Annotated in this window: 18 protein-coding genes and 2 pseudogenes; 15 read left to right on the top strand and 5 right to left on the bottom strand. The window is 61.1% G+C overall.

Annotated elements, in window-relative coordinates:
• Window positions 1–197: 197 nt before the first annotated feature.
• The 12 genes and pseudogenes from DUT91_RS01280 to DUT91_RS01225 all read left to right on the top strand — a co-directional run bounded on the left by DUT91_RS01280 (window position 198) and on the right by DUT91_RS01225 (window position 13724).
• On the top strand, window positions 198–1124 hold the full coding sequence (locus DUT91_RS01280) for a D-alanine--D-alanine ligase (protein ID WP_114438559.1): 927 nt from the start codon (window positions 198–200) through the stop codon (window positions 1122–1124).
• Entirely contained in the window at window positions 1112–2044 is a 933-nt protein-coding gene (locus DUT91_RS01275; RefSeq protein ID WP_114438558.1) for a cell division protein FtsQ/DivIB, read from the top strand. The genes DUT91_RS01280 and DUT91_RS01275 overlap by 13 nt, the downstream gene beginning before the upstream one ends.
• Window positions 2041–3363, top strand: a complete 1323-nt coding sequence (ftsA, locus tag DUT91_RS01270; RefSeq protein ID WP_114438557.1) for a cell division protein FtsA — start codon at window positions 2041–2043, stop codon at window positions 3361–3363. The genes DUT91_RS01275 and ftsA overlap by 4 nt, the downstream gene beginning before the upstream one ends.
• Window positions 3364–3449: 86 nt before the next feature.
• Window positions 3450–4476: pseudogene (gene ftsZ, locus DUT91_RS27360) on the top strand (cell division protein FtsZ); the annotation flags it as partial.
• Between the two features lie 80 nt (window positions 4477–4556).
• A pseudogene (locus DUT91_RS27355) lies at window positions 4557–5147 on the top strand (cell division protein FtsZ); the annotation flags it as partial.
• A gap of 356 nt (window positions 5148–5503) precedes the next feature.
• Window positions 5504–6451, top strand: coding sequence for a UDP-3-O-acyl-N-acetylglucosamine deacetylase (lpxC, locus tag DUT91_RS01255; RefSeq protein ID WP_114438554.1), 948 nt, complete (start codon window positions 5504–5506; stop codon window positions 6449–6451).
• Between the two features lie 307 nt (window positions 6452–6758).
• Window positions 6759–7598, top strand: coding sequence for an outer membrane protein assembly factor BamD (locus DUT91_RS01250; RefSeq protein WP_114438973.1), 840 nt, complete (start codon window positions 6759–6761; stop codon window positions 7596–7598).
• A 229-nt stretch (window positions 7599–7827) separates the two neighbouring features.
• Complete coding sequence (recN, locus tag DUT91_RS01245; protein WP_114438553.1) at window positions 7828–9501, top strand: DNA repair protein RecN; 1674 nt, start codon at window positions 7828–7830, stop codon at window positions 9499–9501.
• A gap of 122 nt (window positions 9502–9623) precedes the next feature.
• Window positions 9624–11792, top strand: coding sequence for an NAD-dependent DNA ligase LigA (gene ligA / locus DUT91_RS01240; RefSeq protein WP_114438552.1), 2169 nt, complete (start codon window positions 9624–9626; stop codon window positions 11790–11792).
• Complete coding sequence (locus tag DUT91_RS01235) at window positions 11789–12517, top strand: DUF2461 domain-containing protein (RefSeq protein ID WP_114438551.1); 729 nt, start codon at window positions 11789–11791, stop codon at window positions 12515–12517. Before ligA ends, DUT91_RS01235 begins: the two co-directional genes overlap by 4 nt.
• 175 nt (window positions 12518–12692) lie before the next feature.
• Complete coding sequence (locus tag DUT91_RS01230; RefSeq protein ID WP_114438550.1) at window positions 12693–13421, top strand: AzlC family ABC transporter permease; 729 nt, start codon at window positions 12693–12695, stop codon at window positions 13419–13421.
• Window positions 13422–13424: 3 nt separating this feature from the next.
• The gene (locus DUT91_RS01225) at window positions 13425–13724 is read left to right on the top strand and encodes an AzlD family protein (protein WP_114438549.1); all 300 of its coding nucleotides are present in this window, start codon (window positions 13425–13427) and stop codon (window positions 13722–13724) included.
• On the opposite strand, the gene DUT91_RS01220 is transcribed toward DUT91_RS01225, so the two are convergent.
• Window positions 13693–15549, bottom strand: a complete 1857-nt coding sequence (locus tag DUT91_RS01220; protein WP_114438548.1) for an aminopeptidase P family protein — start codon at window positions 15547–15549, stop codon at window positions 13693–13695. The genes DUT91_RS01225 and DUT91_RS01220 overlap by 32 nt on opposite strands.
• 256 nt (window positions 15550–15805) lie before the next feature.
• Here DUT91_RS01220 and DUT91_RS01215 point away from each other — a divergent pair, with 256 nt between their 5' ends.
• The gene (locus DUT91_RS01215; protein WP_114438547.1) at window positions 15806–15994 is read left to right on the top strand and encodes a hypothetical protein; all 189 of its coding nucleotides are present in this window, start codon (window positions 15806–15808) and stop codon (window positions 15992–15994) included.
• Window positions 15995–16067: 73 nt separating this feature from the next.
• Here the strand turns inward: DUT91_RS01215 and DUT91_RS01210 are convergent, their stop codons facing one another.
• The 3 genes from DUT91_RS01210 to DUT91_RS26100 all read right to left on the bottom strand — a co-directional run bounded on the left by DUT91_RS01210 (window position 16068) and on the right by DUT91_RS26100 (window position 17812).
• Window positions 16068–16937, bottom strand: coding sequence for a 50S ribosomal protein L11 methyltransferase (locus DUT91_RS01210; protein WP_114438546.1), 870 nt, complete (start codon window positions 16935–16937; stop codon window positions 16068–16070).
• A gap of 122 nt (window positions 16938–17059) precedes the next feature.
• Window positions 17060–17653: an SCO family protein gene (locus DUT91_RS01205; RefSeq protein ID WP_114438545.1), complete on the bottom strand. Its 594-nt coding sequence runs from the start codon at window positions 17651–17653 to the stop codon at window positions 17060–17062.
• A 3-nt stretch (window positions 17654–17656) separates the two neighbouring features.
• Entirely contained in the window at window positions 17657–17812 is a 156-nt protein-coding gene (locus DUT91_RS26100) for a hypothetical protein (protein WP_200834865.1), read from the bottom strand.
• A 76-nt stretch (window positions 17813–17888) separates the two neighbouring features.
• On the opposite strand from DUT91_RS26100, the gene DUT91_RS01200 reads away from it, so the two are divergent.
• Together DUT91_RS01200 and DUT91_RS01195 are read left to right on the top strand one after the other, a co-directional pair.
• Window positions 17889–18533, top strand: a complete 645-nt coding sequence (locus DUT91_RS01200; protein ID WP_114438972.1) for a DapH/DapD/GlmU-related protein — start codon at window positions 17889–17891, stop codon at window positions 18531–18533.
• Between the two features lie 132 nt (window positions 18534–18665).
• A complete protein-coding gene (locus DUT91_RS01195; RefSeq protein ID WP_245419489.1) occupies window positions 18666–19139 on the top strand; it encodes a CreA family protein in 474 nt (157 codons plus the stop codon).
• 64 nt (window positions 19140–19203) lie between these two features.
• Here DUT91_RS01195 and DUT91_RS01190 read toward each other — a convergent pair whose 3' ends face one another.
• Window positions 19204–21678, bottom strand: a complete 2475-nt coding sequence (locus tag DUT91_RS01190) for an ATP-dependent helicase (protein WP_114438543.1) — start codon at window positions 21676–21678, stop codon at window positions 19204–19206.
• Window positions 21679–21708 lie beyond the last annotated feature (30 nt).

The raw sequence follows: 21708 nt of genomic DNA, 5'->3' as shown, positions 1-21708 counted from the left end.
ATGCGTTTTGATGAATGGAAATGCTGACAGGGGTTGCCACGGAATCAACTCTCTGATTCTTTAGGTTCAAGCGTTAACTGATTTGAGTCGGCAGGCGTTTCGCCTGTCTCGGGTGTCTGCGAAATTTTCGCCGGGCAGGTCCGACTCTGTCTCTTTTTCAGATAGGCGCCGGGGATCGCGTAGAGGGGATTTCTCGCATGGCGAAGAAGCATGTTGCAGTTTTGATGGGTGGGTTTTCATCGGAGCGACCGGTGAGCCTCTCGTCGGGTGCTGCATGCGCCGATGCGCTGGAGGCCGAGGGCTACAGGGTGACTCGGGTCGATGTCGGTCGCGATGTTGCAAGCGTGCTCGCCGATCTGAAGCCTGATGTCGCCTTCAATGCGTTGCATGGTCCGTTCGGCGAAGATGGTGCTATCCAGGGCGTCCTCGAATATCTGGAAATCCCTTACACGCATTCGGGTGTGCTCGCCTCCGCGCTCGCCATGGACAAGGGGCGGGCGAAGACGGTTGCTGTCGCGGCCGGTGTCTCGGTTGCCGACTCGAAGCTGATGAACCGCTTCGATTTCACCTCCAGTCATCCGATGAAGCCGCCCTACGTCGTCAAGCCGGTGCGCGAGGGATCGAGTTTTGGCGTCGTGATCGTCAAGGAAGATCAGGCGCATCCGCCGCAGATCTTCACGTCTGCGGAGTGGCTCTTCGGTGATTCGGTCATGGTCGAGCACTATGTCGCGGGGCGCGAGCTGACCTGCGCCGTGATGGGCGATGTGGCGCTCGGTGTCTGCGAGATCGTGCCGGTCGGTCATCAGTTCTATGATTACGATTCGAAATACGTGCCCGGCGCATCAAAACACGAATGCCCGGCAAAAATTTCACCGAAAATTTACCAAAAAATACAGACAATGGCACTCAAGGCGCATCAAGCGATTGGCTGCAAGGGCGTGAGCCGTTCCGACTTCCGTTATGACGACCGTTTCTCGGAAGATGGCGAACTTGTCTGGTTGGAGATCAATACCCAACCCGGCATGACGCCAACATCGCTGGTGCCCGATATTGCCAAGGCTGCAGGACACTCCTTCGGCGAATTGTTGAGTTGGATGGTGGAGGACGCATCGTGTTTGCGTTGAAGGATAGAACGTCTGGCGCCCGTGGCGCGGCTGCGATGCGTCATGCATCGGTGCCGGCGCATGGCACTTTCGTTCTGCCGAAATTCCTGCGCAAGCCATTCCGTCTCGCAGTTCGGCTGTTCGAGGGCAGTGTTACTATTCCTCGCCATTTCGGCACGGTTGGAGCTCTGGGCTTTCTGGGCCTGGCAGGTCTCTATGGCATGGTGCTCGGCGGGCATTCGCCCGAGGTCGTCAAGGCGACCACCTCCACATTCGGTTTTGCGATCGAAAAGGTCGATGTATCCGGCAATCGCGAGACGTCGGACATCGATGTTCTGGGTCAACTTGCGCTGGACGGCGAGACCTCGCTGATCGGCTTGAGCGCTGAAGAGGCGCGTGCGGCGATCGCTCAGCTGCCTTGGGTCCAATCCGTCGATGTGCGCAAGGTCTACCCCGGCACGGTTCATGTCTCCATGCGCGAGCGCACGGCTTTTGCTATCTGGCAGCGTGACAAGGATCTGTCGCTGATCGACAGTGCGGGCGCCGCCATCGTTCCCTTTTCGGGCCGTCATGCGGATTTGCCTTTGATTGTCGGCAATGGCGCAGGGCCTGTCGCGAAGGATTTCGTTGCGCAGGTTGCGGCTTTCCCGCATCTCGCGGACAAGGTGCGCGCTTATATCCGTGTCGGCGATCGCCGTTGGGATCTCCTGCTGGAGAACGGCGTCAGGGTCATGCTGCCGGAGGTCGATGCGCAGACAAGGCTGGCGGCAATCGAGAAACTCGATCAGGAAAACAGGCTTTTGTCGCGCGATATTCTTGCTGTCGACTTGCGCATCGAGGACCGGGTAAGCGTTCGTCTGACGCCCGACGCGATGGAGCGCCGGGAACAGGCGCTCAAGGAACGTGACAAGCAACTGGCCCGTGCAAGGAAACGCGTATGAGTATTCTGGGCAGCAAGAACACATCACAGGCTGGATCTTCGGGGCGTCGCGTACGCCTGCTGACCGTTCTGGATGTTGGCTCCAGCAAGGTTTCCTGCGTGATCGCGAAGCTGAAGCCGCGCGAGGAAAGCGCGTTTCTGCCTGGCCGCACGCATCGCATCGAGGTGCTCGGCATCGGGCACCAGAAATCGCGCGGCGTCAAATCCGGCGTGATCACCGATCTCGACGCGGCGGAGCAGTCGATCCGTCTGGCCGTCGATGCGGCAGAGCGCATGGCCGGACTTACGGTGGATTCGCTTATCGTCAATATCTCGGCCGGACGGCTGAAGAGCGAGACTTTCGGCGCCAGTGTCAGCCTTGGCGGCCATGAGATCGACAAGGCGGATATCCGCCGGGTTCTCTCCGCCGGCGCAAAGCAGGCGCTTGCCGCCGAACGCCACCTCGTTCACTCGCTGCCCGTGGGCTATACGCTCGACGGCGAGCGCGGCATCCGCGATCCGCTCGGGATGCTGGGCGATACGCTCGGCGTCGATATGCATGTGCTCACCGCCGACGCCGCTCCTCTGCGCAATCTGGAGCTGTGCATCAATCGCTGCCACCTTTCGGTCGAGGCGATTGTCGCCACGCCCTATGCAAGTGGCCTTTCCGCGCTCGTCGATGACGAGGCCGAGATGGGCGCCGCCTGCATCGACATGGGCGGCGGCACGACGACGATCTCGGTCTTTTCCGAGGGCAAGTTCATTCATGCGGACGCTATTGCCATCGGCGGAAACCATGTGACGATGGATGTGGCGCGCGGCTTTTCGGCGCGCATGGACGATGCGGAACGGCTCAAGGTCATGTACGGCTCGGCGCTGCCAAGCGCTGCGGACGATCGCGATCTGATCAGTGTTCCGCCGATTGGCGAGGACGATCGGGATGTGCCGAACCAGTATCCCCGGTCGGTGCTCACCCGCATCATCCGCGCCCGGGTCGAGGAGACGCTGGAACTGGTGCGAGATCGGCTCAACCAGTCTGGCCTCGGCCATATCGTGGGAAAACGGGTGGTGTTGACGGGCGGCGCGAGCCAGCTTACCGGCATGCCCGAAGTGGCGCGGCGGATTCTCGCCCGCAATGTCAGAATTGGGCGGCCTCTCGGTGTTGCGGGACTTCCCGAGGCGGCCAAGGGAGCGGCGTTCGCCGCGACCATAGGGCTTTTGATCTATCCACAGATCGCGGGCCTAGACGAGCGCTCCGTGAAAGCGGGTTCAACCAGCCGGATGACGGGTACGGGGGGGCGTATCCAACGTGTCGGCCAATGGCTGAGAGAGAGTTTCTAAGCAGGGCAAGCAACGCAATTCGGCAATAACAACTCATTCGGCACCGCGGCGGCGAAGCGGTGGAAAAGTCAAAAAGGACGAGGACGATGACAATTAATCTGCAAAAGCCGGACATCACCGAGCTGAAGCCCCGCATCACCGTATTCGGTGTCGGCGGCGGCGGCGGCAACGCAGTCAACAACATGATCAATGCCGGCCTTCGCGGCGTCGATTTCGTGGTGGCGAACACCGACGCACAGGCTCTGGCCATGTCCAAGTCGGAACGCCTCATCCAGCTTGGCACCGCCGTCACCGAAGGTCTCGGCGCCGGATCGCAGCCTGAGGTTGGCCGTGCGGCCGCCGAGGAATGCATCGACGAAATCAACGATCATCTGTCAGGCACGCATATGTGCTTCGTCACCGCCGGCATGGGCGGCGGCACGGGCACGGGCGCCGCTCCGGTGGTTGCACGCGCCGCACGCGAAAAAGGTATCCTGACCGTCGGCGTGGTGACCAAGCCCTTCCATTTCGAAGGCCAGCGCCGCATGAAGACGGCCGACATGGGCATCGACGAGCTGCAGAAGAATGTCGATACGCTGATCGTCATTCCGAACCAGAACCTTTTCCGCATCGCCAATGACAAGACCACTTTCGCCGACGCCTTCGCGATGGCCGACCAGGTGCTCTACTCGGGCGTTGCCTGCATTACCGACCTGATGGTCAAGGAAGGCCTGATCAACCTCGACTTCGCCGACGTCCGTTCGGTGATGCGCGAGATGGGCAAGGCCATGATGGGCACCGGCGAGGCTTCCGGCGACGGCCGGGCAATGGCTGCCGCGGAAGCTGCGATCGCCAATCCGCTGCTCGACGAAACCTCGATGCGCGGCGCCAAGGGCCTCCTGATCTCGATCACCGGCGGACGCGACATGACGCTGTTCGAGGTGGACGAGGCGGCGACCCGTATCCGCGAAGAGGTCGATCAGGATGCGAACATCATCCTCGGCGCAACGTTCGACGAAGGGCTGGAAGGCGTCATCCGCGTTTCGGTCGTGGCAACTGGGATCGACAAGCAGATTGGAGACGCGGCGCCTGCGCCGCTGGAATTTCGCCAGGCAATGAAACCGGCTGCCAAGCCCGCCGCCCAGGCCCCTCTCCAGCGTCCCGTGCAGCAGCCTGCCGTTGCCCAGCATGCGGCGACCGAGCCGGTCGATTCTGTAGCACGCGCGATCCAGGCCGCCGAAGTCGAGATGCCACAGCAGATGATGCAGCCCTCCGTGGAGCAGGAGTTCCGTCCGCAGAGCCGCATTTTCCAGGCTCCTGCGCCGGAAGTTCTTGAGACACGCGCTCCCGCAGCTGCCGCGCCCGCACCGCGCCCGCAGATGCAGCAGCATGCTCCGGCTCCTCAGCATCACCCGATGCAGGCGGCTCCGGTTCAGCAGGTCCCGGTTCAGCGGCCCGCGCCGCGCATGCCGAATGTCGCCGACTTTCCGCCGGTGGTTCAGGCGGAACTGAATGCGCAGCATCATGCGCCGGCTGCGGAAGATCGTGGTCCGATGGGGCTTCTCAAGCGCCTGACCCATGGTCTGTCACGTCGTGAGGAAGAGCCTGCAGCGCGGCTGGAGCCGGCTCAACATCGCGAGCCCGCGATGCGCCCGGCTGAACCTCGCCGTCCGCTTTCGCAGGACGCATCCATCTATGCGCCACGCCGCGGACAGCTTGACGACCAGGGCCGGCCGCAGCCGCGCCAGGTTTCGGAAGAGGATCAGCTGGAAATCCCGGCTTTCCTGCGCCGCCAGGCCAACTAAGCGGGCGTAGGCAGAGAGCGGAGTTCGCTTTCAAAGCCTGCACAGCTTCGCAATTTCGTCACAAAGAAAGACCCTGCCATCGCATGATGGGAGGGTCTTTCTTTTCAGCTTATTGAAATCATTTATAATTTTTCTATCTTGCCATGCAAAGAGCCTGTAATAAATGGTAAAGAAGCGTGATTTGGACGCCCGGGAAGGGATCACTATCTTCCTTCCAAACTCAAGCAGCAGCCACCAAACCAAACCGGAAACGATATGCGGTTGGGAACCCGGCTGGGGACAATGAGGAAGTTGGGGCAAGCTGGCGCTGGACATGGTGATCATGTCTGCCAATCTGCAATCGAAGGTGGGCATCCATGGGAATCGCTTCAGGGTATCAGAAAACACTCGCAAATCCGGTCACGCTGTCCGGCATAGGGGTTCATGGTGGTGATCCCGTGACCGCCAGCTTCCTTCCTGCCGACCCCGATGCGGGCATCGTCTTTCACCGCACCGATGCGCATGGCAAGTTGCATGAGATCAAAGCGCTCGCCTCCGAGATCGGGGCGACGGATTTGTGCACCTCGCTCGGCAATCATGGTGTCAAGGTCGATACCGTCGAGCATCTGATGGCGGCGCTGATGGCCATGGAGATCGATAATCTGATCATCGAGATCGACGGTTCCGAGGTTCCGATCCTCGACGGCACGTCGATCCGTTTTATCGAGGCCTTCGAGCAAGCGGGTATTTCCGTCCAGCCAGCCAAGCGCCGCTTCATCCGCGTCACCAAGACGGTGCGCGTCGAAACCGGCGGCTCCTGGGCCGAGTTTCGCCCCTATGATGGCACGCGCTTCGAGGTGGAGATCGATTTCGAATGCCCGTTGATCGGGCGGCAGCGTTTCGCCAGTGACATGAACGGCGAGGTTTTCCGCCGGGACATCGCCAATGCGCGCACATTCGGCTTCATGAAGGATGTCGAGAAGCTCTGGGCGTCGGGCCATGCCCTTGGCTCCTCGCTCGACAATTCGCTTGTCATCGGCGATGACAATTCGGTCATCAATCCGGGGGGCTTGCGTTTTCCCGACGAATTCGTGCGGCACAAGACACTTGATGCGGTGGGCGATCTGGCCTTGGCCGGGGCGCCGTTCATCGGCTGCTTTCGCTCCTATCGCAGTGGCCACCGGTTGAACGCCGCCACGCTGCGCGCGCTCCTGTCCGATCATTCGGCCTTCGAGATCGTCGAGGCTGCGGGCAGGCGGATGGGCGGACGGAGCGCCGAATTGGTCGCGGTGAATGCGCCCGTTCATGCGCCTTGGGTACTTTAAAGTCTTAAGGTTTTCGGAATATTCTGTGAATTGCACTCATCATGGCGATAGGTGGGCGTTTGGCCATAATTGAGCCGTCAACGAATGATTGACGGGGATGAGGGACTTGAATCACAAATTCGGGCTAATCACCGGCAACGGCGTTGCCGATTTGCCCAGCTTGTGGTTTATGGGCGACCGAACGCTAGCACGATTTTTAGAGTGCCGAAGGGCCGGAGACAGCATGACGAGTTCGAATTTGCCGGTGAACATTGCGCCTGGGTTGCAAGCCAATTCTGATCTTCGGCCTGATCTGGGACGCCATGATATGCTTCGCAAAGTTGTTCTGACCGGCATGCTCGCCCTCGCCATTCCGCTTTCGGGCTGCGCCAGCAAGGACGACGACATCGATCTTAGCAAATATGTCGAGACGATCGATCCAGCCGATACGCTTTACAACCAGGGGCTCGCAAATCTCGAAGCCGGGCGCCTGAACGAGGCGGCAAAGAAGTTTGCAGCGATCGACCGCCAGCATCCCTATACCGAATATGCCCGCAAGGCGCTGGTCATGGCCGCCTTCACCAATTACCGGCAGGGCAATTACGACGAAGCCATCAACATGGCGAAGCGCTACACGACGCTCTATCCGACGTCGAAGGAAGCGGCCTATGCCTATTACATCATCGGTCTCGCCTATTTCCGGCAGATCCCCGACGTTACGCGCGACCAGGGCGCCACGCGCAGGGCAATCGCGGCGATGAACGAAGTCGTCGAGCGCTATCCTGAGTCGGAATATGTCGAGGACGCCAAGGCGAAGGTCCGCTTCGCCCGCGACCAGCTTGCCGGCAAGGAAATGCAGGTCGGGCGCTATTATCTCGAGCGCAAGGAATATCTGGCGGCGGTCAAGCGTTTCCGCGCCGTGGTTGAAGAATATTCCAATACCCGTCATGTCGAGGAAGCGCTGGCGCGTCTGGTGGAAGCCTATTATGCGCTCGGTCTTACCTCGGAAGCCCAGACGGCGGCTGCGGTGCTCGGACAGAACTTCCCAGACAGCCAGTGGTACAAGGATTCCTACAAGCTCTTGCAGAGCCAGGGGCTCGAGCCGCGCCAGAACGCCGGGTCATGGCTGTCGAAGGCGGCAACGCTGATCACCGGCGGCGGCGCTTAGTTCAGCTTCGACAGGGATATCTGCACAGAGCGCGCGCCATTTGGCCGTGCAAATTCAGCACTTTGAAAGCTGCAATTCCTTCAATCGCTTCCGATTCAAGGAATTATGCCGTAGCTGTTTTGCGGAAAGGACTTGAAGGAACTTGAACGTAGGTGATACTTCTTGTTCCCGGTTCGTTCAAGCGGATCACCTCATAGCACTCCGACCAGATCAATAGGTCCTGAACCTCATGCTGTCGCATCTGTCGATCCGCGATATTGTCCTGATCGAGAGGCTCGATCTCGAGTTTCGCGGCGGCCTTTCCGTGCTGACCGGCGAGACCGGCGCGGGCAAATCCATTCTGCTGGACGCGCTTGCCCTTGCGCTTGGCGCCAGGGGTGACGCCTCGCTAGTGCGCCATGGCGCGGAGCAGGGGCAGGTGATCGCCGCCTTCGATGTCCCTGGCAATCACCCGGCGCGGCTTTTCCTGCGCGACAATGCGATCGACGACGATGGCGACATCATTTTGCGCCGGGTGCAGACGGTGGACGGGCGCACCCGTGTCTTCATCAACGATCAGGCGGCGAGCGTCACGCTGCTGCGGGAAGTCGGACGCCGGCTCGTCGAAATCCACGGCCAACATGACGACCGGGCGCTGATCGATATCGATATCCACCGCACGCTTCTCGATGCTTTCGGCGGCCTGGAGCCTGACGCTTCGCTCGTCCGAAGCCGTTACCGCGTCTGGCGCGACGCCGAGCAGGCGCTTTCGCGGCATCGGGCAAAGGCGGAGGCGGCGGCGCGCGAGGCGGATTATCTCAGGGCATCGGTGGACGAGCTTTCCAAGCTCGATCCGCTACCGGACGAAGAAGAGGCGCTGGCTGAGCGCCGCGCGACGATGATGAAGTCGGAAAAGATCGCAGCCGACGTCAACGAAGCGAGCGAGATCTTGTCGGGGTCGCAATCCCCGGTGCCGTCGCTGGCGAGCCTGGTGCGGCGGCTGGAGCGCAAGGCTGGCGAGGCGCCGCAATTGCTGGAGCCGGTCATCAAGGCGATCGACGATGCGCTCAACGCGCTGAGCGAGGCGCAAAACGGCATCGAGGCAGCGATGCGGGCGATCGATTTCGATCCGCGTGTGCTGGAGCAGGTCGAGGAGCGACTTTTCGCGTTGCGTGCGGCGGCGCGGAAATTTTCCGTGCCCGTCGATGATCTCGCTGCCTTGCGTGACCGTATGGACGGCGACCTGGCCGATCTCGACGCCGGAGCGGAGCGCCTGATGGCCCTCGAAAAGGAAGCGGTTGCCGCCCGTATCGCTTATGACGAGGCAGCGGTGCGACTTTCCGCCAGCCGCCACGAGACGGCGGAGCATCTCAAGGCGGCTGTCATGGCAGAATTGCCGGCGCTCAAGCTGGAGCGTGCCGAATTTATCGTGGAAATGAAGAGCGATACGGAAGCGCGCGGCGCGGAGGGCATCGATACGGTTGAATATTGGGTGCGCACCAATCCCGGCACCCGGGCAGGGCCGATGATGAAGGTGGCGTCGGGCGGCGAGTTGTCGCGGTTCCTCCTGGCGTTGAAGGTGGCGCTTGCCGATCGCGGTTCGGCGCCGACGCTGGTCTTCGACGAGATCGACACCGGCGTTGGCGGCGCGGTGGCCGATGCCATCGGCCAGCGGCTGCATCGCCTTTCCAGCAATGTGCAGGTGCTTTCGGTCACCCATGCGCCACAGGTGGCGGCGCGCGCCACCACCCATATGCTGATTTCCAAGGGGCCGACCGGAGAGGCGTCCGGCATGATCGTCACCCGTGTGGCGCATATGAACCATGAAGCCCGCACCGAGGAAATCGCGCGCATGCTGGCCGGCGCTTCAGTTACTGACGAGGCGCGCGCGGCGGCGGCGAGGCTGCTGAGCGGGGCGGGGTAGAGAGGATGAGATGACGAGCACCATGTGCCGATCCACTCCACCTCATGGCAACAGCTTTTCCAAACCGCCTTTTCATTCCCCCATTTTCGACTAAAACGATTCCGAATTACCGGAGTCTCAATATGTCCATCGAACAAAAGCCCGTGCGCTCCTTAAGCGAAGCCGAAGCCGTCGAGGAACTTGCCTTTCTCGCCGGCGAGCTTGCCCGGCACGATGCGCTTTATCATGGCAAGGATGCGCCGGAGATTTCGGATGCGGAATATGATGCGCTGAAAAAGCGCAACGATGTGATCGAGGCGCGCTTTCCCGCGCTGGTTCGGCCCGACAGCCCTTCGCGCAAGGTGGGCGCCGCGCCGTCCGAGCAGTTCGCTCCCGTCGTCCATTCCCGCCCGATGCTGTCGCTCGACAACGTCTTTTCGGACGAGGACGTTCGCGACTTCATTTCCAGCGTCTACCGCTTCCTGGGCAAGCTCCCGGACGGTTCCATCGCCTTCACGGCGGAGCCGAAGATCGACGGGCTTTCGATGTCGCTACGCTATGAGCGGGGGCGGCTGGTCAGCGCGGCCACGCGCGGTGACGGCACGACCGGCGAGAACGTCACCGCCAATATCCGCACCATCAGGGAAATACCCAACGAGCTTCCCGCCGGTGTGCCCGATGTGGTCGAGATTCGCGGCGAGGTCTATATGGCCAAGTCAGACTTTCTGGCGCTCAATGCGCAGATGGAGGCAGAGGGGAAGCAGACCTATGTCAACCCGCGCAACACGGCATCGGGATCGCTGCGCCAGCTCGATCCGAAGGTGACGGCGAGCCGGAAGCTTCGCTTCTTCGCCTATGCCTGGGGCGAAATGTCGGCGATGCCGGCCGATACGCAACTGGGGATGGTGGAAACCTTCGGCCCCTGGGGGTTCCCGGTCAATCCGTTGATGAAGCGGCTCAATACGGTCGATGAGATATTGGCGCACTATCACGATATCGAGCGGCTGCGTCCGGGGCTCGATTATGACATCGACGGGGTGGTCTACAAGGTCGATCGGCTCGATCTGCAGACCCGGCTTGGCTTTCGCTCGCGCAGCCCGCGCTGGGCGACGGCGCATAAATTCGCCGCCGAGCAGGCCTTCACGCGGCTGACCGGCATCGATATCCAGGTCGGCCGCACAGGTTCCCTGACGCCGGTCGCGAGACTGGAGCCGATCACGGTCGGCGGGGTGGTCGTTACCAATGCGACGCTGCACAATGAGGATTATATCAGGGGCATCGGCAGCGGCGGCCAGCCGATCCGGGAGGGCCGCGACATCCGCGTCGGCGATATGGTCATCGTGCAGCGGGCGGGCGACGTCATTCCGCAGATCGTCGATGTGGTGCCGGACGAGCGCCCCCCGGCGGCGGTTCCTTACGTCTTTCCCGATACCTGTCCCGTCTGCGGCAGCCATGCGGTGCGCGAGGAGGGCGAGGTGGTGCGCCGCTGCACCGGCGGCCTGATCTGTTCGGCGCAAGCCGTGGAGCGCATCCGCCATTTCGTCTCGCGCAATGCCTTCGATATCGAAGGGCTGGGCGAAAAGCAGGTGGAGTTCTTCTTTAATTCGGAGGACCCGGCGCTGCGTGTGCGTTCGCCCGCCGATATCTTCACGCTGAAGGAACGGCAGAGTCGCTCGCTGACCAAACTCGAAAATATCGACGGTTTCGGCGCGGTTTCGGTGAAGAAGCTGCTTGATGCAATCGACGAGCGCCGGACAATCTCTCTGAGCCGGTTCCTTTTCGGACTCGGCATCAGGCATGTCGGCGAGGTTAACGCCAAGCGTCTTGCCCGCGCCTATGGCTCCTACGAAGCCTTTGCGCGCAGCGTCCGCGAGGCCCGGCCACCGCAGAATCCTACGGAGCGGACGGACAAGGGCAACGAAGCCTGGCTTGAACTGAACGATATCGAGGGCATCGGGCGGATCGTCGCGGAGGCTGTGGTGGATTTCTATAATGAGCCGCACAATCTCGAAGTGCTGGACGCGCTTTTGAGAGAGGTGACGCCGCTCGATGAGGAATTGCGCGTCGCCAGCGGCTCGCCGGTGGCAGGCAAGACGGTGGTGTTCACCGGCTCGCTCGAAAAGATGTCGCGCGATGAGGCAAAGGCTATGGCCGAGCGATATGGCGCCAAGGTGTCGGGCTCGGTCTCGAAAAAGACCGACCTGGTGGTGGCCGGTCCGGGTGCTGGATCGAAGCTCGCCAAAGCGCAGGAATTCGGCGTCGAGGTGATCGACGAGGATGCGTGGCTGGCGCTTGTTGGAGAGGGCGCATGAGCGAGCGGCGCTTCAAGGGCTTCGGCGACAAGGCGCTGCCTTTTCTGAAGGCGCTCGATTTTCACCAGAACCGGGAATGGTTTCTGGAAAACAAGGGTCTGTTCGAAAGCCATCTGAAGGAACCGCTCGGCGATCTCATTGAGGATCTGACGGAGCGTTTCGCTGGGGCCGGCCTGCCGTTCCGGGGCGATAGAGTGAAGTCGCAGTTTCGCATTTATCGCGACGCGCGTTTTTCCAAGAACAAGAGCCCCTACAACCGGCATCTCTCGGCGCTGCTTTCGACCGACGGCAGCAAGCGGACGGAGAGCGGCTGCTTCTATGTCTGCATCGGCCTGCCGGGCGTGCGCGATTGCTATGCCGGCGTTGCCTGGTGGCAGCAGAGGCCGGAGTTGTTGCTCGCGATGCGCAAGGCAATCACGGAGAAGCCGGAGGAATTCCGGGCGATGGTCAAGGCGCTGAAGCGCAACGGCCTGGAATTGCATGACGTGGATCGGCTGAAGCGGCTGCCACGCGGCTTCGAGCATATCGAAGAGCCGGATATCGGCGAGGCGGTGCGGAACCGGCATTTCGTCGTGCGCCTCGATATCGAGCCGGATAGCATCACTTCGCCGGAGCTTGCCGACGGGCTGTTCGATTTCGCCGTCAAGGCGAAGCCGCTGATCGACTGGGGCAGGAAGATCGAGAAGACGGTGCCCGGTCCGATCGTCGGTGTGGCTGAACGTTGAAGAATTTGTGACCTATTCATCAAGAGTTCTGATGTGACATCGTCACCTGCCTGATCTAGATCAGGCTAAGGGAAAACCGGCTGCGCTTCCTCTTTTTCCGAACTTCTCCGGCATAACACGGTTTTGGATACAGCAGCCTTCGCGCTCGGGATAGCGAAGGCTTCGAGGAGATATCATGGATCAGGCGGTCAGCGCCGAAACAGCAAGGCAGCCGCGCGACGATTTCTGGGAAGGCTTCCGCAAGGGACTTCCCATCATGGTCGCGTCCGCGCCTTTTGGCCTGCTTTTCGGCGCCGTGGCCATCGACAACGGCTTCACGGTATTCGAGGCGGTGCTGATGAGCGCCACGCTCTATGCCGGGGCGAGCCAGATGGTGGGACTTGAGCTTTTCGGCCAGAAGATCGCACCGTGGCTGATCGTGCTGTCGATCTTCGCGGTCAATTTCCGCCATGTGCTCTATTCGGCTTCCGTCGGGCGGCGCATCAGGCACTTCACTTTCTGGCAGAAAGTCGTCTCCTTCTTCCTGCTGGTCGATCCGCAATATGCCGAGACGGAAAGGCGCAGCGAAGCGGGATTGCCGGTCAGCTTTGCCTGGTATCTCGGCCTTGCGACACCCGTCTATGTCATGTGGGTGAGCGAATCCTTCATCGGCGGGATGTTCGGCAATCTCATCTCCAATCCCCACGCGTTAGGTCTCGACGTGCTGCTGCCGATCTATTTCCTTGGCCTCGTGATGGGCTTCCGCTCGCGACCGAAATGGCTGCCGGTGGTCATCGCAAGTGGTCTCGCCTCCGTCATAGCCTACCAGACCATTGGCTCGCCCTGGCATGTCAGCATCGGCGCCATCGCGGGAGTATTGGTGGCCGCGATCCTGGCAAAGCCAGTGAATTCAGAGGAGAACTGACCAATGTCAACGATCATCTGGATCATCTTCGTCGCCGCCATCATGACATTTCTTACGCGTGTCGGCGGACATCTCGTCCTCTCCCGCTTCGAGCGAATCCATTACCGCGTCGAAGCCGGGCTCAATGCCGTTCCGGCGGCGGTGCTGACCACGCTCGTCGCGCCTCCCGCCTTTACCAATGGCTGGCAGGAGTTCGCGACACTGCTCTTTTCCGGGCTGATCGCGACGCGCTTCAGCATGATGCCGATGTTCTTTGCCGGAGCGGCATTCATCATCCTACTGCGTCATTTCTTTCCGATTTAGAGCCTAAGGTTTCAGTCGCGGCGACCAGCCAGTCACGCATCTCGGCCGTTGCGTGCGGCAAAAGCTTTTCGCGGACCTCAGCATGATAGGCGTCGAGCCAGACGAGTTCTTCCCTGGTCAGCAGCGATGTGTCGATCAGCCGGCGGTCGATCGGGCAGAAGGTCAGGGTTTCGAATCCCATCATTGGAATATCGCCACCCTCCGGTAGTTCCGGTTCGGTGACGGCCACGAGATTTTCGATACGGATGCCGAATGCGTCGGGTTTGTAATAGCCAGGCTCGTTGGAAAGGATCATTCCGGGCATGAGTTCCTGCGTGCCGCGCCGCGAGATGTTCTGCGGCCCCTCATGGACGGCCAGATAGGAGCCGACGCCATGGCCGGTGCCGTGGGCATAATCGAACCCATGCTTCCAAAGGGCGATACGGGCGAGGACATCGATATCCATGCCACGCGTGCCCTTGGGAAAGCGTGCGGTGGAAATGGCGATCATGCCTTTCAGCACCAGCGTAAAGGCGCGCTTCTGCTCATCCGGAACCTTGCCGATCGGCACCGTGCGGGTGATGTCGGTCGTGCCGTCGCGGTATTGCCCGCCGGAATCGACCAGATAGAGCTCGCCCGCGTTCAGAACGCGGTTCGTGTCGGTATTGACGCGATAATGCATGATCGCGCCATTCGGCCCGGCGCAGGAAATCGTGTCGAAGGAAATATCCTCGAGCGGCATCTGGAAGCTTTCGGCGACGCTGCGGCGGGTTTCCTCCAGCTTTTTCGCGGCGGTGATCTCGTCGATGGTGCCGGGCGCCTGTTCATCCAGCCATGACAGGAAGGAAACCACGGCCAGTCCGTCGCGCTCATGCGCGCGGCGCGAGCCTGCGAGTTCTGCCTCGTTCTTCATGGCCCGCGGCAGGCGCGCCGGGTCCTTGCCCTCAATCATCCTGCCGCCGGCTTCCTCGACGATCATGCGCAGCTTTTCCGCCGCCAGCGCCGGATCGAGCAGGATCGCGTCGCCGGCGGAGGCGCAGGATTGCAGATATTCCTCGAGCGTGTTGGGCGAGCGGAGCTTCGCCAGTTGCGTCAGATAGGCCTCTGTTTCGATGGGCAGCTTGCGCTTGTCGATGAAGAGCGACGGCTCGCCCTGAGCGGCGATCATGGCGAAGGAGAGGGGCAGCGGCGTGTTGCTCACATCCTTGCCCCGGATGTTGAAGGCCCAGGCGATGGACGAGGGATCGGTCAGTACCGTCGCAGCGGCGCCTGTCTTGGCTATGGTCTGGGACAGTTCCTCCAGCTTCTGGCGGGCTTCCTTGCCGGCGAAGGCGATGGGCTGGATGGTGACCGGCTCCAGCGGCGGGGAGGGCTGGTCGGTCCAGACGAGATCGACGAGATTGTCCTTGACCGGCACCAGCCTGCCGCCGTTCTTCTCCAATGCGTCCCGCAGCGCCTGTGCTTCGGCGATGGTGTGGAGCCAGGGATCGAAGCCGATTGCAAGGCCCTTGCCGTGTTCGGCAAGCCAGACGGCCGGTGGCGTGTCGATAAGGCTCTCGATCTGGAAGATCGAGGGATCGACCTGCTCGCGCACCTGTAGCGTATAGCGTCCGTCCACGAAGATGAAGGCATCGTGCTTGAATATCAGCGCGACGCCCGCCGAACCGGTGAAGCCGGTGAGCCAGGCGAGGCGCTGGGCGCGCGGCGGCACATATTCGCCCTGATGCTCATCGGCGCGCGGCACGAGGAAACCGTCAATTCCGAGCGATTCCAACTCGGCCCTGAGTTTTGCCACGCGCGGCGCCGCATTGGCCGGATTGCTGGTGACGTCGAAGGACTGGAACATGTGATTTGCGAACCTTTGGTTGTTTGCTCGCGAAATTATCCGTCCGATGCCTCCTGCGCAATGGAGGCTGTGGAGTTCTGCTTATCGATCTTTCCCAATCGTTTCGTTTGCAACGCAGTATTTCTGCGCCACTGCGAAAACGCATTGCTGTCATGCAGCATTGTCCGTGGCTGATGGAGCCGAAAGCGCCTATCTTTTATTCAAGAGAACGAAGTGCTTCCGAAATAGCTGTTCTCTTTGGGCAAAGGAAAAGACAATGGCAAACAATGGTGCAAAGCGCGGCTTCTTCCGGGCTGCAATGGACAATCTGGTCGCGGCGCGCAGCAGGCAGGCTGCCCGTTATGTCAACGGCGCGCTCTTGTCGATGGACGACGAGACGCTGAAGGCCAATGGCTATTCGCGCGAAGGCCTGAAGCGCGGCGGCAGCGCCTATTATCCGTTCTGATCGGCTCGACCGATAGAGATTTCAAAGGCGGCCTCTGGTCGCCTTTTTGTTTTGAATGAACGGGTTTCGCCATTTATTTGAGATGTAGAGTCACCCAGCCTTCGCGATGCAAGGTGCGATGGTGGAAGATGCCCTGCGTGCGATAGGCGGCGAGCACCTTGTCGCGCTGGCTGTCGAGAATGCCTGACAGGATGAGTGAGCCACCCGGCGCCAGGTGCCGCCGCATGGCGGGAGCAAGCTGCATCAGCGGGCGCGCCAGGATATTGGCGACGATCAGGTCGAAAGGCGCGGCATTGCGCATCGCAGGATGGTGAAAACCGGTGGCGGTCGCCGTCAGTACACGCGCCGCAACGCCGTTTTTCACGACATTCTCATGTGCGACTGCGGTGGCGACCGGATCGATATCGGTGGCAAGCACCGGGATCGGCGCCAGCTTGGCGATGGCAATCGCCAGAACGGCGCTGCCGGTGCCGAGATCGAGCGCATTGCCGGGATGCTCGCGGCGGATGATTTCGCTGATCATCTGCAGGCAGCCCGCCGTGGTGCCATGATGCCCGGTGCCGAAGGCCTGCCCTGCATCGATCTCGATGGCCAGATCATGCGGTCTGCGCTTGTCGCGATCATGCGAGCCATGCACGAAGAAGCGGCCGGCGCGCACCGGTTTCAGTCCTTCGAGCGAATGGACCACCCAATCTATATCAGGGAGTTGCTCGCGGCGGATCTCAAGTCCGAAGGCATCGGAGCCGATCCTGTCGGCAATCCGCGCGGCGGCAGCGTCGGGGTCCGCCTCTATATAGAGCGAGACCTCGAATATCTGCCGCTCCTCGTCCATCTCGACGAGGGCGATAGGCAAGCCATCCTCTTCGAACTCCTCTTCGAGCAGGCGGTAGACGCGTTCGGCTTCGTCTTTTCCGGCGGTGAGGTACAGGCGGGTCTGCGACATGATATCAGGCTTTCAGCCGGTGGGTTGTTTGGTCGAGGCCAGAAAAGCCGCGCAATGCGTGTTCGTAATCAAAGGAATTTCGAGAAGCAATGGCGGATGAATCCGCGAATGAGAAGCGAATCCTAGCCTTCTGCCAGCTTTTTCAGCTTGGCTATCGCCGTATCCGGCTTTTCGCCATAGGCGATGGTGCCGCGAAAGCGCCCCTTGGCGTCGAGCAGGAAGATCGAGGCGGTGTGATCCATGGTGTAGTCGCCGTTCTCGTTTCCTTCTTTAGTGGGAACCTTGCGGGCATAGACGTGATAGGATTTCAGCATCGCCGCGACCTTGTCCGGCTCGCCGGTGATGCCGATGATGCGATCCGATACATTGCCGACGTAGCTTTTCATCGTCTCCACGTCGTCACGTTGGGGGTCGACGGTGACGAAATAGGCGCGGACCGCCTCGCCTTCGGGGCCTAGCTGCTTCAGCCAGCCATCGAGCTCGAAAAGCGTCGTCGGGCAGACATCGGGGCAATGGGTGAAGCCGAAGAAGACCGCCGATGGGTGTGAGCGGAAAGCCGCTTCGGTGATTGGCTGGCCGTTCGTGGCGACAAGCTGGAACGGCTCGCCGAATGGTGCATCATCGCCCTTCGAGCGGTCGCGCCAGAGATTGAAGGTGAGCGCGCCGACGACGACCGCGACCAGGGCGATAAGAAAGACGGGGAGGGCTTTACGCATCAATCAAAAACACCAGGACAGGCCAGACTGGATCATTGACTGGAAAATGCCCTCGCCATGGTTGAGCCAGCCGGCGAAGGCGAGCCCTGTCGCGCCGGCGGCGAGAAGCGCCGTCACCGCAGCAAGCGAATATTTCCTCAAACTATGATCGTGCACCATTTTCATTTCCCTATTATACGCTGTCGCAACGGCCGCGAAAAGCGTGTCCGCCAACAATTCGGCTAGGCTCGAGGAAATGAACGACCAAAACGATTTGCGCTTCCAGAATGACGAGCCGCGCATTCACCCGACGGCGCAGCTCAAATCCGTGAAGCTTGGCCGCTATGCAGAAATCGGCGAGCGGGTCATTTTACGCGACGTGACAGTCGGTGATTTCAGCTATTTCGAGCGCAATGGCGAAGCTATCTATGCCGATATCGGCCGGTTCTGCTCGATTGCAGCCAATGTGCGCATCAATGCGCTGGAACATCCGATGGAACGCATCACCACGCACAAGCTGAGCTATCGGCCGAATGAATATTTCCGCTATCTCGGCGTAGACGGCGAATTCCGCGCCCGCCGCCAGGCGCGCCGGGTTTCGATCGGCCATGATGTCTGGATCGGTCATGGCGCGGTGATCATGCCCGGTGTCTCGATCAATCATGGTGCGGTGATCGGCGCCAATGCCGTGGTGACGCGGGATGTCGCGGCCTATACGATCGTCGCCGGTAGTCCGGCCCGCGTCATCCGCCCACGCTTCGAGACTGATGTTATCGAGCGGCTTCTGGCGCTCTGCTGGTGGGACTGGCCGGCGGAGCGGCTTTACGAGGCGATTTCCGACATGCAGACGCTCGATATCTCCGCCTTTCTCGATAAATGGGGGCAGGGCGCAGGGGGATAAACAGGACTTAAACCCTGTTTCCGCCTGGCTTCAAACCGTGCTTGCAATCTTGACGCCGACATCCCAATTCTGATGCGGGATATATTCCTTCCTGTTCAACTGGAGGCTTCGATGAAGCAAGCTCTCGCCGCCATGGCTCTTTTCGCGGGCGCAATTCTCAGCCAGGTCATACCAGCCGGGGCCGAGGAGGTCGGTAAGGTCGGCGTCGACTGGCTCGGTAATGATATCGTCATCGACGCCGTACAGGACCCGAAAGTGCAGGGCGTCACCTGCCATCTCGCTTCGTTCGAGCGCGGTCTTATCGACCGACTGCAGAAGGGCAACTGGTTCGAGGATCCGTCCAATGCCTCGATCTCCTGCCAGCAGACCGGGCCGATCACCATCGGCGATATTGCGCTGGACGAAGATGGCGAGCGCGTTTTCTCTACGCGCACCAGCCTGATCTGGAAAAAACTCGTCATCACCCGCATCTATGACAAACCCAACAATACGATGATCTATCTGGTGCATGCGGCGCAGGTGCAGGACGGTTCCGCCAAGACCTCGATTTCGGCGATCCCGCTCTTTGCCAGCAATGTGACGTGGACGAAGGGTAAGCCGCAATAAGCGGGCGAGCTATGAGGACAGGGTGCTTTGGGCCATGATTCTGGCGTCAGCGCGCCGGTAGATCTCACGCCTTCTGCACAAAACTGTCCAATACGCGCTTCTGGCCAGCGCGATCGAAATCGATGGTGAGCTTGTTTCCGTCGATGGAAGCGACGTTGCCATTGCCGAACTTGGTATGAAAGACGCGGTCGCCGGGCTTGAAGGCAGATGGCGTGTCGGACACGGATTTTGCCACCAGTTCGCCATCGATGGTGCGGCCCTTGACCGAACCACGTCCGGCGCCGAAGCCTGAATCGGCTTCGCCATAGCCGATGCGCTCGACATTGGCGCCCGAGCGCGAGCCCCAGTTCGAGCGCGTCGCTTCAGAACGGTTCTGCTGGGCGCGTTGCCAGCCGGGCGTGGAATAGCTGTTCTGGAAAGGATCGGCGCGATCGAAGCGAGACTGGCCATAGCCGCCATAGGAATTGCTTGATTCCGCCACTTCGACATGCGCCTCGGGCAGTTCTTCGAGAAAGCGTGAGGGGATGGTCGATTGCCACATGCCATGGATGCGGCGGTTGGAGACGAACCAGATGTGCAAATTCTTCTTGGCGCGCGTCAGGCCGACATAGGCGAGGCGGCGCTCTTCCTCCAGCCCGGAGCGACCGCCTTCATCAAGCGAGCGCTGATGCGGGAAAAGGCCTTCCTCCCAGCCGGGCAGGAACACGGTCTCGAATTCCAGCCCCTTGGCGGAGTGCAGCGTCATGATGTTGACGGCGTCGAGTTCCTCGTTTTGCTCGGCATCCATCACCAGCGCGACATGTTCGAGGAAGCTGCGCAGGCTCTCATACTCCTCCATGGAGCGGATGAGCTCCTTCAGGTTTTCCAGCCGGCCCGGCGCTTCCGCCGTGCGGTCGTTCTGCCACATGGCGGTATAGCCGCTCTCGTCGAGAATCATTTCGGCGAGTTCCGTATGGGGCTTGGAATCGAGAAGCGAATGCCAGCGGTTGAAATTATCGACCACTTGCTTCAGCGCCGAACGCGGCTTGGGTTTCAGTTCCTCTGTCGCCACCAGATCGGTAGCGGCGGCGAGCATCGGAATGTCGCGGGCGCGGGCATAATCATGCACTTGACGGATCGCAGCCTCACCCAATCCGCGCTTCGGCGTGTTGACGACGCGCTCGAAGGCGAGATCGTCGGCGGGTTGGGCGACAACGCGGAAATAGGCCATCGCATCGCGGATTTCGAGCCGCTCGTAGAAACGCGGGCCGCCGACGACGCGGTAGTTGAGGCCGAGCGTGACGAAACGGTCTTCGAACTCGCGCATCTGGAACGAGGCGCGGACCAATATCGCCATGTCGTTGAGATTGTGGCCCCTGCGTTGGGCCTGCTCGATCGTCTCACCGACGGCGCGGGCTTCCTCCTCGGAATCCCAGGCGGCATGGACATGCACCCGGTCGTCGTCGGGGTTGGCAGCTTCGGTGAACAGGGTCTTGCCGAGCCGGCCCTCATTATGTGCGATCAGATGTGAGGCGGCGCCGAGAATATGGGCAGTGGAACGGTAGTTGCGCTCGAGCCGGACGACGGAAGCGCCCGGAAAATCTTTTTCAAAGCGCAGGATATTGTCCACTTCCGCACCGCGCCAGCCATAGATCGACTGGTCGTCGTCGCCGACGCAGCAAATGTTGATCGGCTCTTTCTCGCCGCGCTGTGTTTGAGGCCGCTGCGCCAGCAGTCTCAGCCACATATATTGTGCGGTATTCGTATCCTGATATTCGTCGACGAGGATGTATTTGAACCGGGCATTATATTCCCGGAGGATATCGGGGTTGGCGCGCAGGATGCGGATGGGGTGACAGAGCAGGTCGCCGAAATCGCAGGCGTTGAGCGTCTTCAGCCGGTCTTGATAGGCCTGATAAAGCTGACGGCCCTTGCCATTGGCAAAGGAGCGCGCGTCGCCCTCCGGAATTTCGGAGGGTCCGAGGCCCTTGTTCTTCCAGCCGTCGATCATATTGGCAAAGGTGCGCGCCGGCCAGCGCTTGTCGTCGAGCCCGTCGGCCTGGATCAACTGCTTGATCAGGCGGATGACATCATCGGTGTCCAGGATGGTGAAATCTGATCGGAGGCCGGCGAGTTCCGCATGCCGGCGCAGGATCTTGACGCCGATGGAATGGAAGGTGCCAAGCCACGGCATGCCCTCCACCGCGCCACCGACGAGGACGCCGATGCGCTCCTTCATCTCGCGGGCCGCCTTGTTGGTGAAGGTGACGGCGAGGATCTGTGAGGGGTAGGCAAGACCGAGCGACAGGATATGGGCGATACGGGTAGTGAGAACGCGCGTCTTGCCGGTGCCCGCACCCGCCAGTACCAGGAGCGGACCCTCGGTTGTCTCCACGGCGAGGCGCTGTTCAGGATTGAGGCCCTGGAGGTAGCCCGGAGCGGCGGCGCGAGCCTTCATCGCGCGGGCTGCGATACCTTCGGGCGCGCGCGCGCCACCCGCCTGCGCACGCGGCGCGGCAGAATCCCCGAAGAAAGGCATGTCGTCCGGAAAATCTGACATTTCCTCCTGATGTAGTGATTCGGGGCCGAA

This window comes from Paramesorhizobium salinisoli (assembly GCF_003335045.1).
GTDB lineage: Bacteria > Pseudomonadota > Alphaproteobacteria > Rhizobiales > Rhizobiaceae > Paramesorhizobium > Paramesorhizobium salinisoli.
Note: the sequence above shows the minus strand (reverse complement) of the source record. Positions and strands in the feature narration are given on the sequence as shown.

Excerpts from the sequence above, each read along its gene's own strand:
- DUT91_RS01280 (WP_114438559.1), top strand. The coding sequence starts at position 198 with ATGGCGAAGAAGCATGTTGCAGTTTTGATGGGTGGGTTTTCATCGGAG.
- ftsA (WP_114438557.1), top strand. The coding sequence starts at position 2,041 with ATGAGTATTCTGGGCAGCAAGAACACATCACAGGCTGGATCTTCGGGG.
- lpxC (WP_114438554.1), top strand. The coding sequence starts at position 5,504 with ATGGGAATCGCTTCAGGGTATCAGAAAACACTCGCAAATCCGGTCACG.
- DUT91_RS01250 (WP_114438973.1), top strand. The coding sequence starts at position 6,759 with ATGCTTCGCAAAGTTGTTCTGACCGGCATGCTCGCCCTCGCCATTCCG.
- recN (WP_114438553.1), top strand. The coding sequence starts at position 7,828 with ATGCTGTCGCATCTGTCGATCCGCGATATTGTCCTGATCGAGAGGCTC.
- ligA (WP_114438552.1), top strand. The coding sequence starts at position 9,624 with ATGTCCATCGAACAAAAGCCCGTGCGCTCCTTAAGCGAAGCCGAAGCC.
- DUT91_RS01235 (WP_114438551.1), top strand. The coding sequence starts at position 11,789 with ATGAGCGAGCGGCGCTTCAAGGGCTTCGGCGACAAGGCGCTGCCTTTT.
- DUT91_RS01230 (WP_114438550.1), top strand. The coding sequence starts at position 12,693 with ATGGATCAGGCGGTCAGCGCCGAAACAGCAAGGCAGCCGCGCGACGAT.
- DUT91_RS01225 (WP_114438549.1), top strand. The coding sequence starts at position 13,425 with ATGTCAACGATCATCTGGATCATCTTCGTCGCCGCCATCATGACATTT.
- DUT91_RS01220 (WP_114438548.1), bottom strand. The coding sequence starts at position 15,549 with ATGTTCCAGTCCTTCGACGTCACCAGCAATCCGGCCAATGCGGCGCCG.
- DUT91_RS01215 (WP_114438547.1), top strand. The coding sequence starts at position 15,806 with ATGGCAAACAATGGTGCAAAGCGCGGCTTCTTCCGGGCTGCAATGGAC.
- DUT91_RS01210 (WP_114438546.1), bottom strand. The coding sequence starts at position 16,937 with ATGTCGCAGACCCGCCTGTACCTCACCGCCGGAAAAGACGAAGCCGAA.
- DUT91_RS01205 (WP_114438545.1), bottom strand. The coding sequence starts at position 17,653 with ATGCGTAAAGCCCTCCCCGTCTTTCTTATCGCCCTGGTCGCGGTCGTC.
- DUT91_RS26100 (WP_200834865.1), bottom strand. The coding sequence starts at position 17,812 with ATGGTGCACGATCATAGTTTGAGGAAATATTCGCTTGCTGCGGTGACG.
- DUT91_RS01200 (WP_114438972.1), top strand. The coding sequence starts at position 17,889 with ATGAACGACCAAAACGATTTGCGCTTCCAGAATGACGAGCCGCGCATT.
- DUT91_RS01195 (WP_245419489.1), top strand. The coding sequence starts at position 18,666 with ATGGCTCTTTTCGCGGGCGCAATTCTCAGCCAGGTCATACCAGCCGGG.
- DUT91_RS01190 (WP_114438543.1), bottom strand. The coding sequence starts at position 21,678 with ATGTCAGATTTTCCGGACGACATGCCTTTCTTCGGGGATTCTGCCGCG.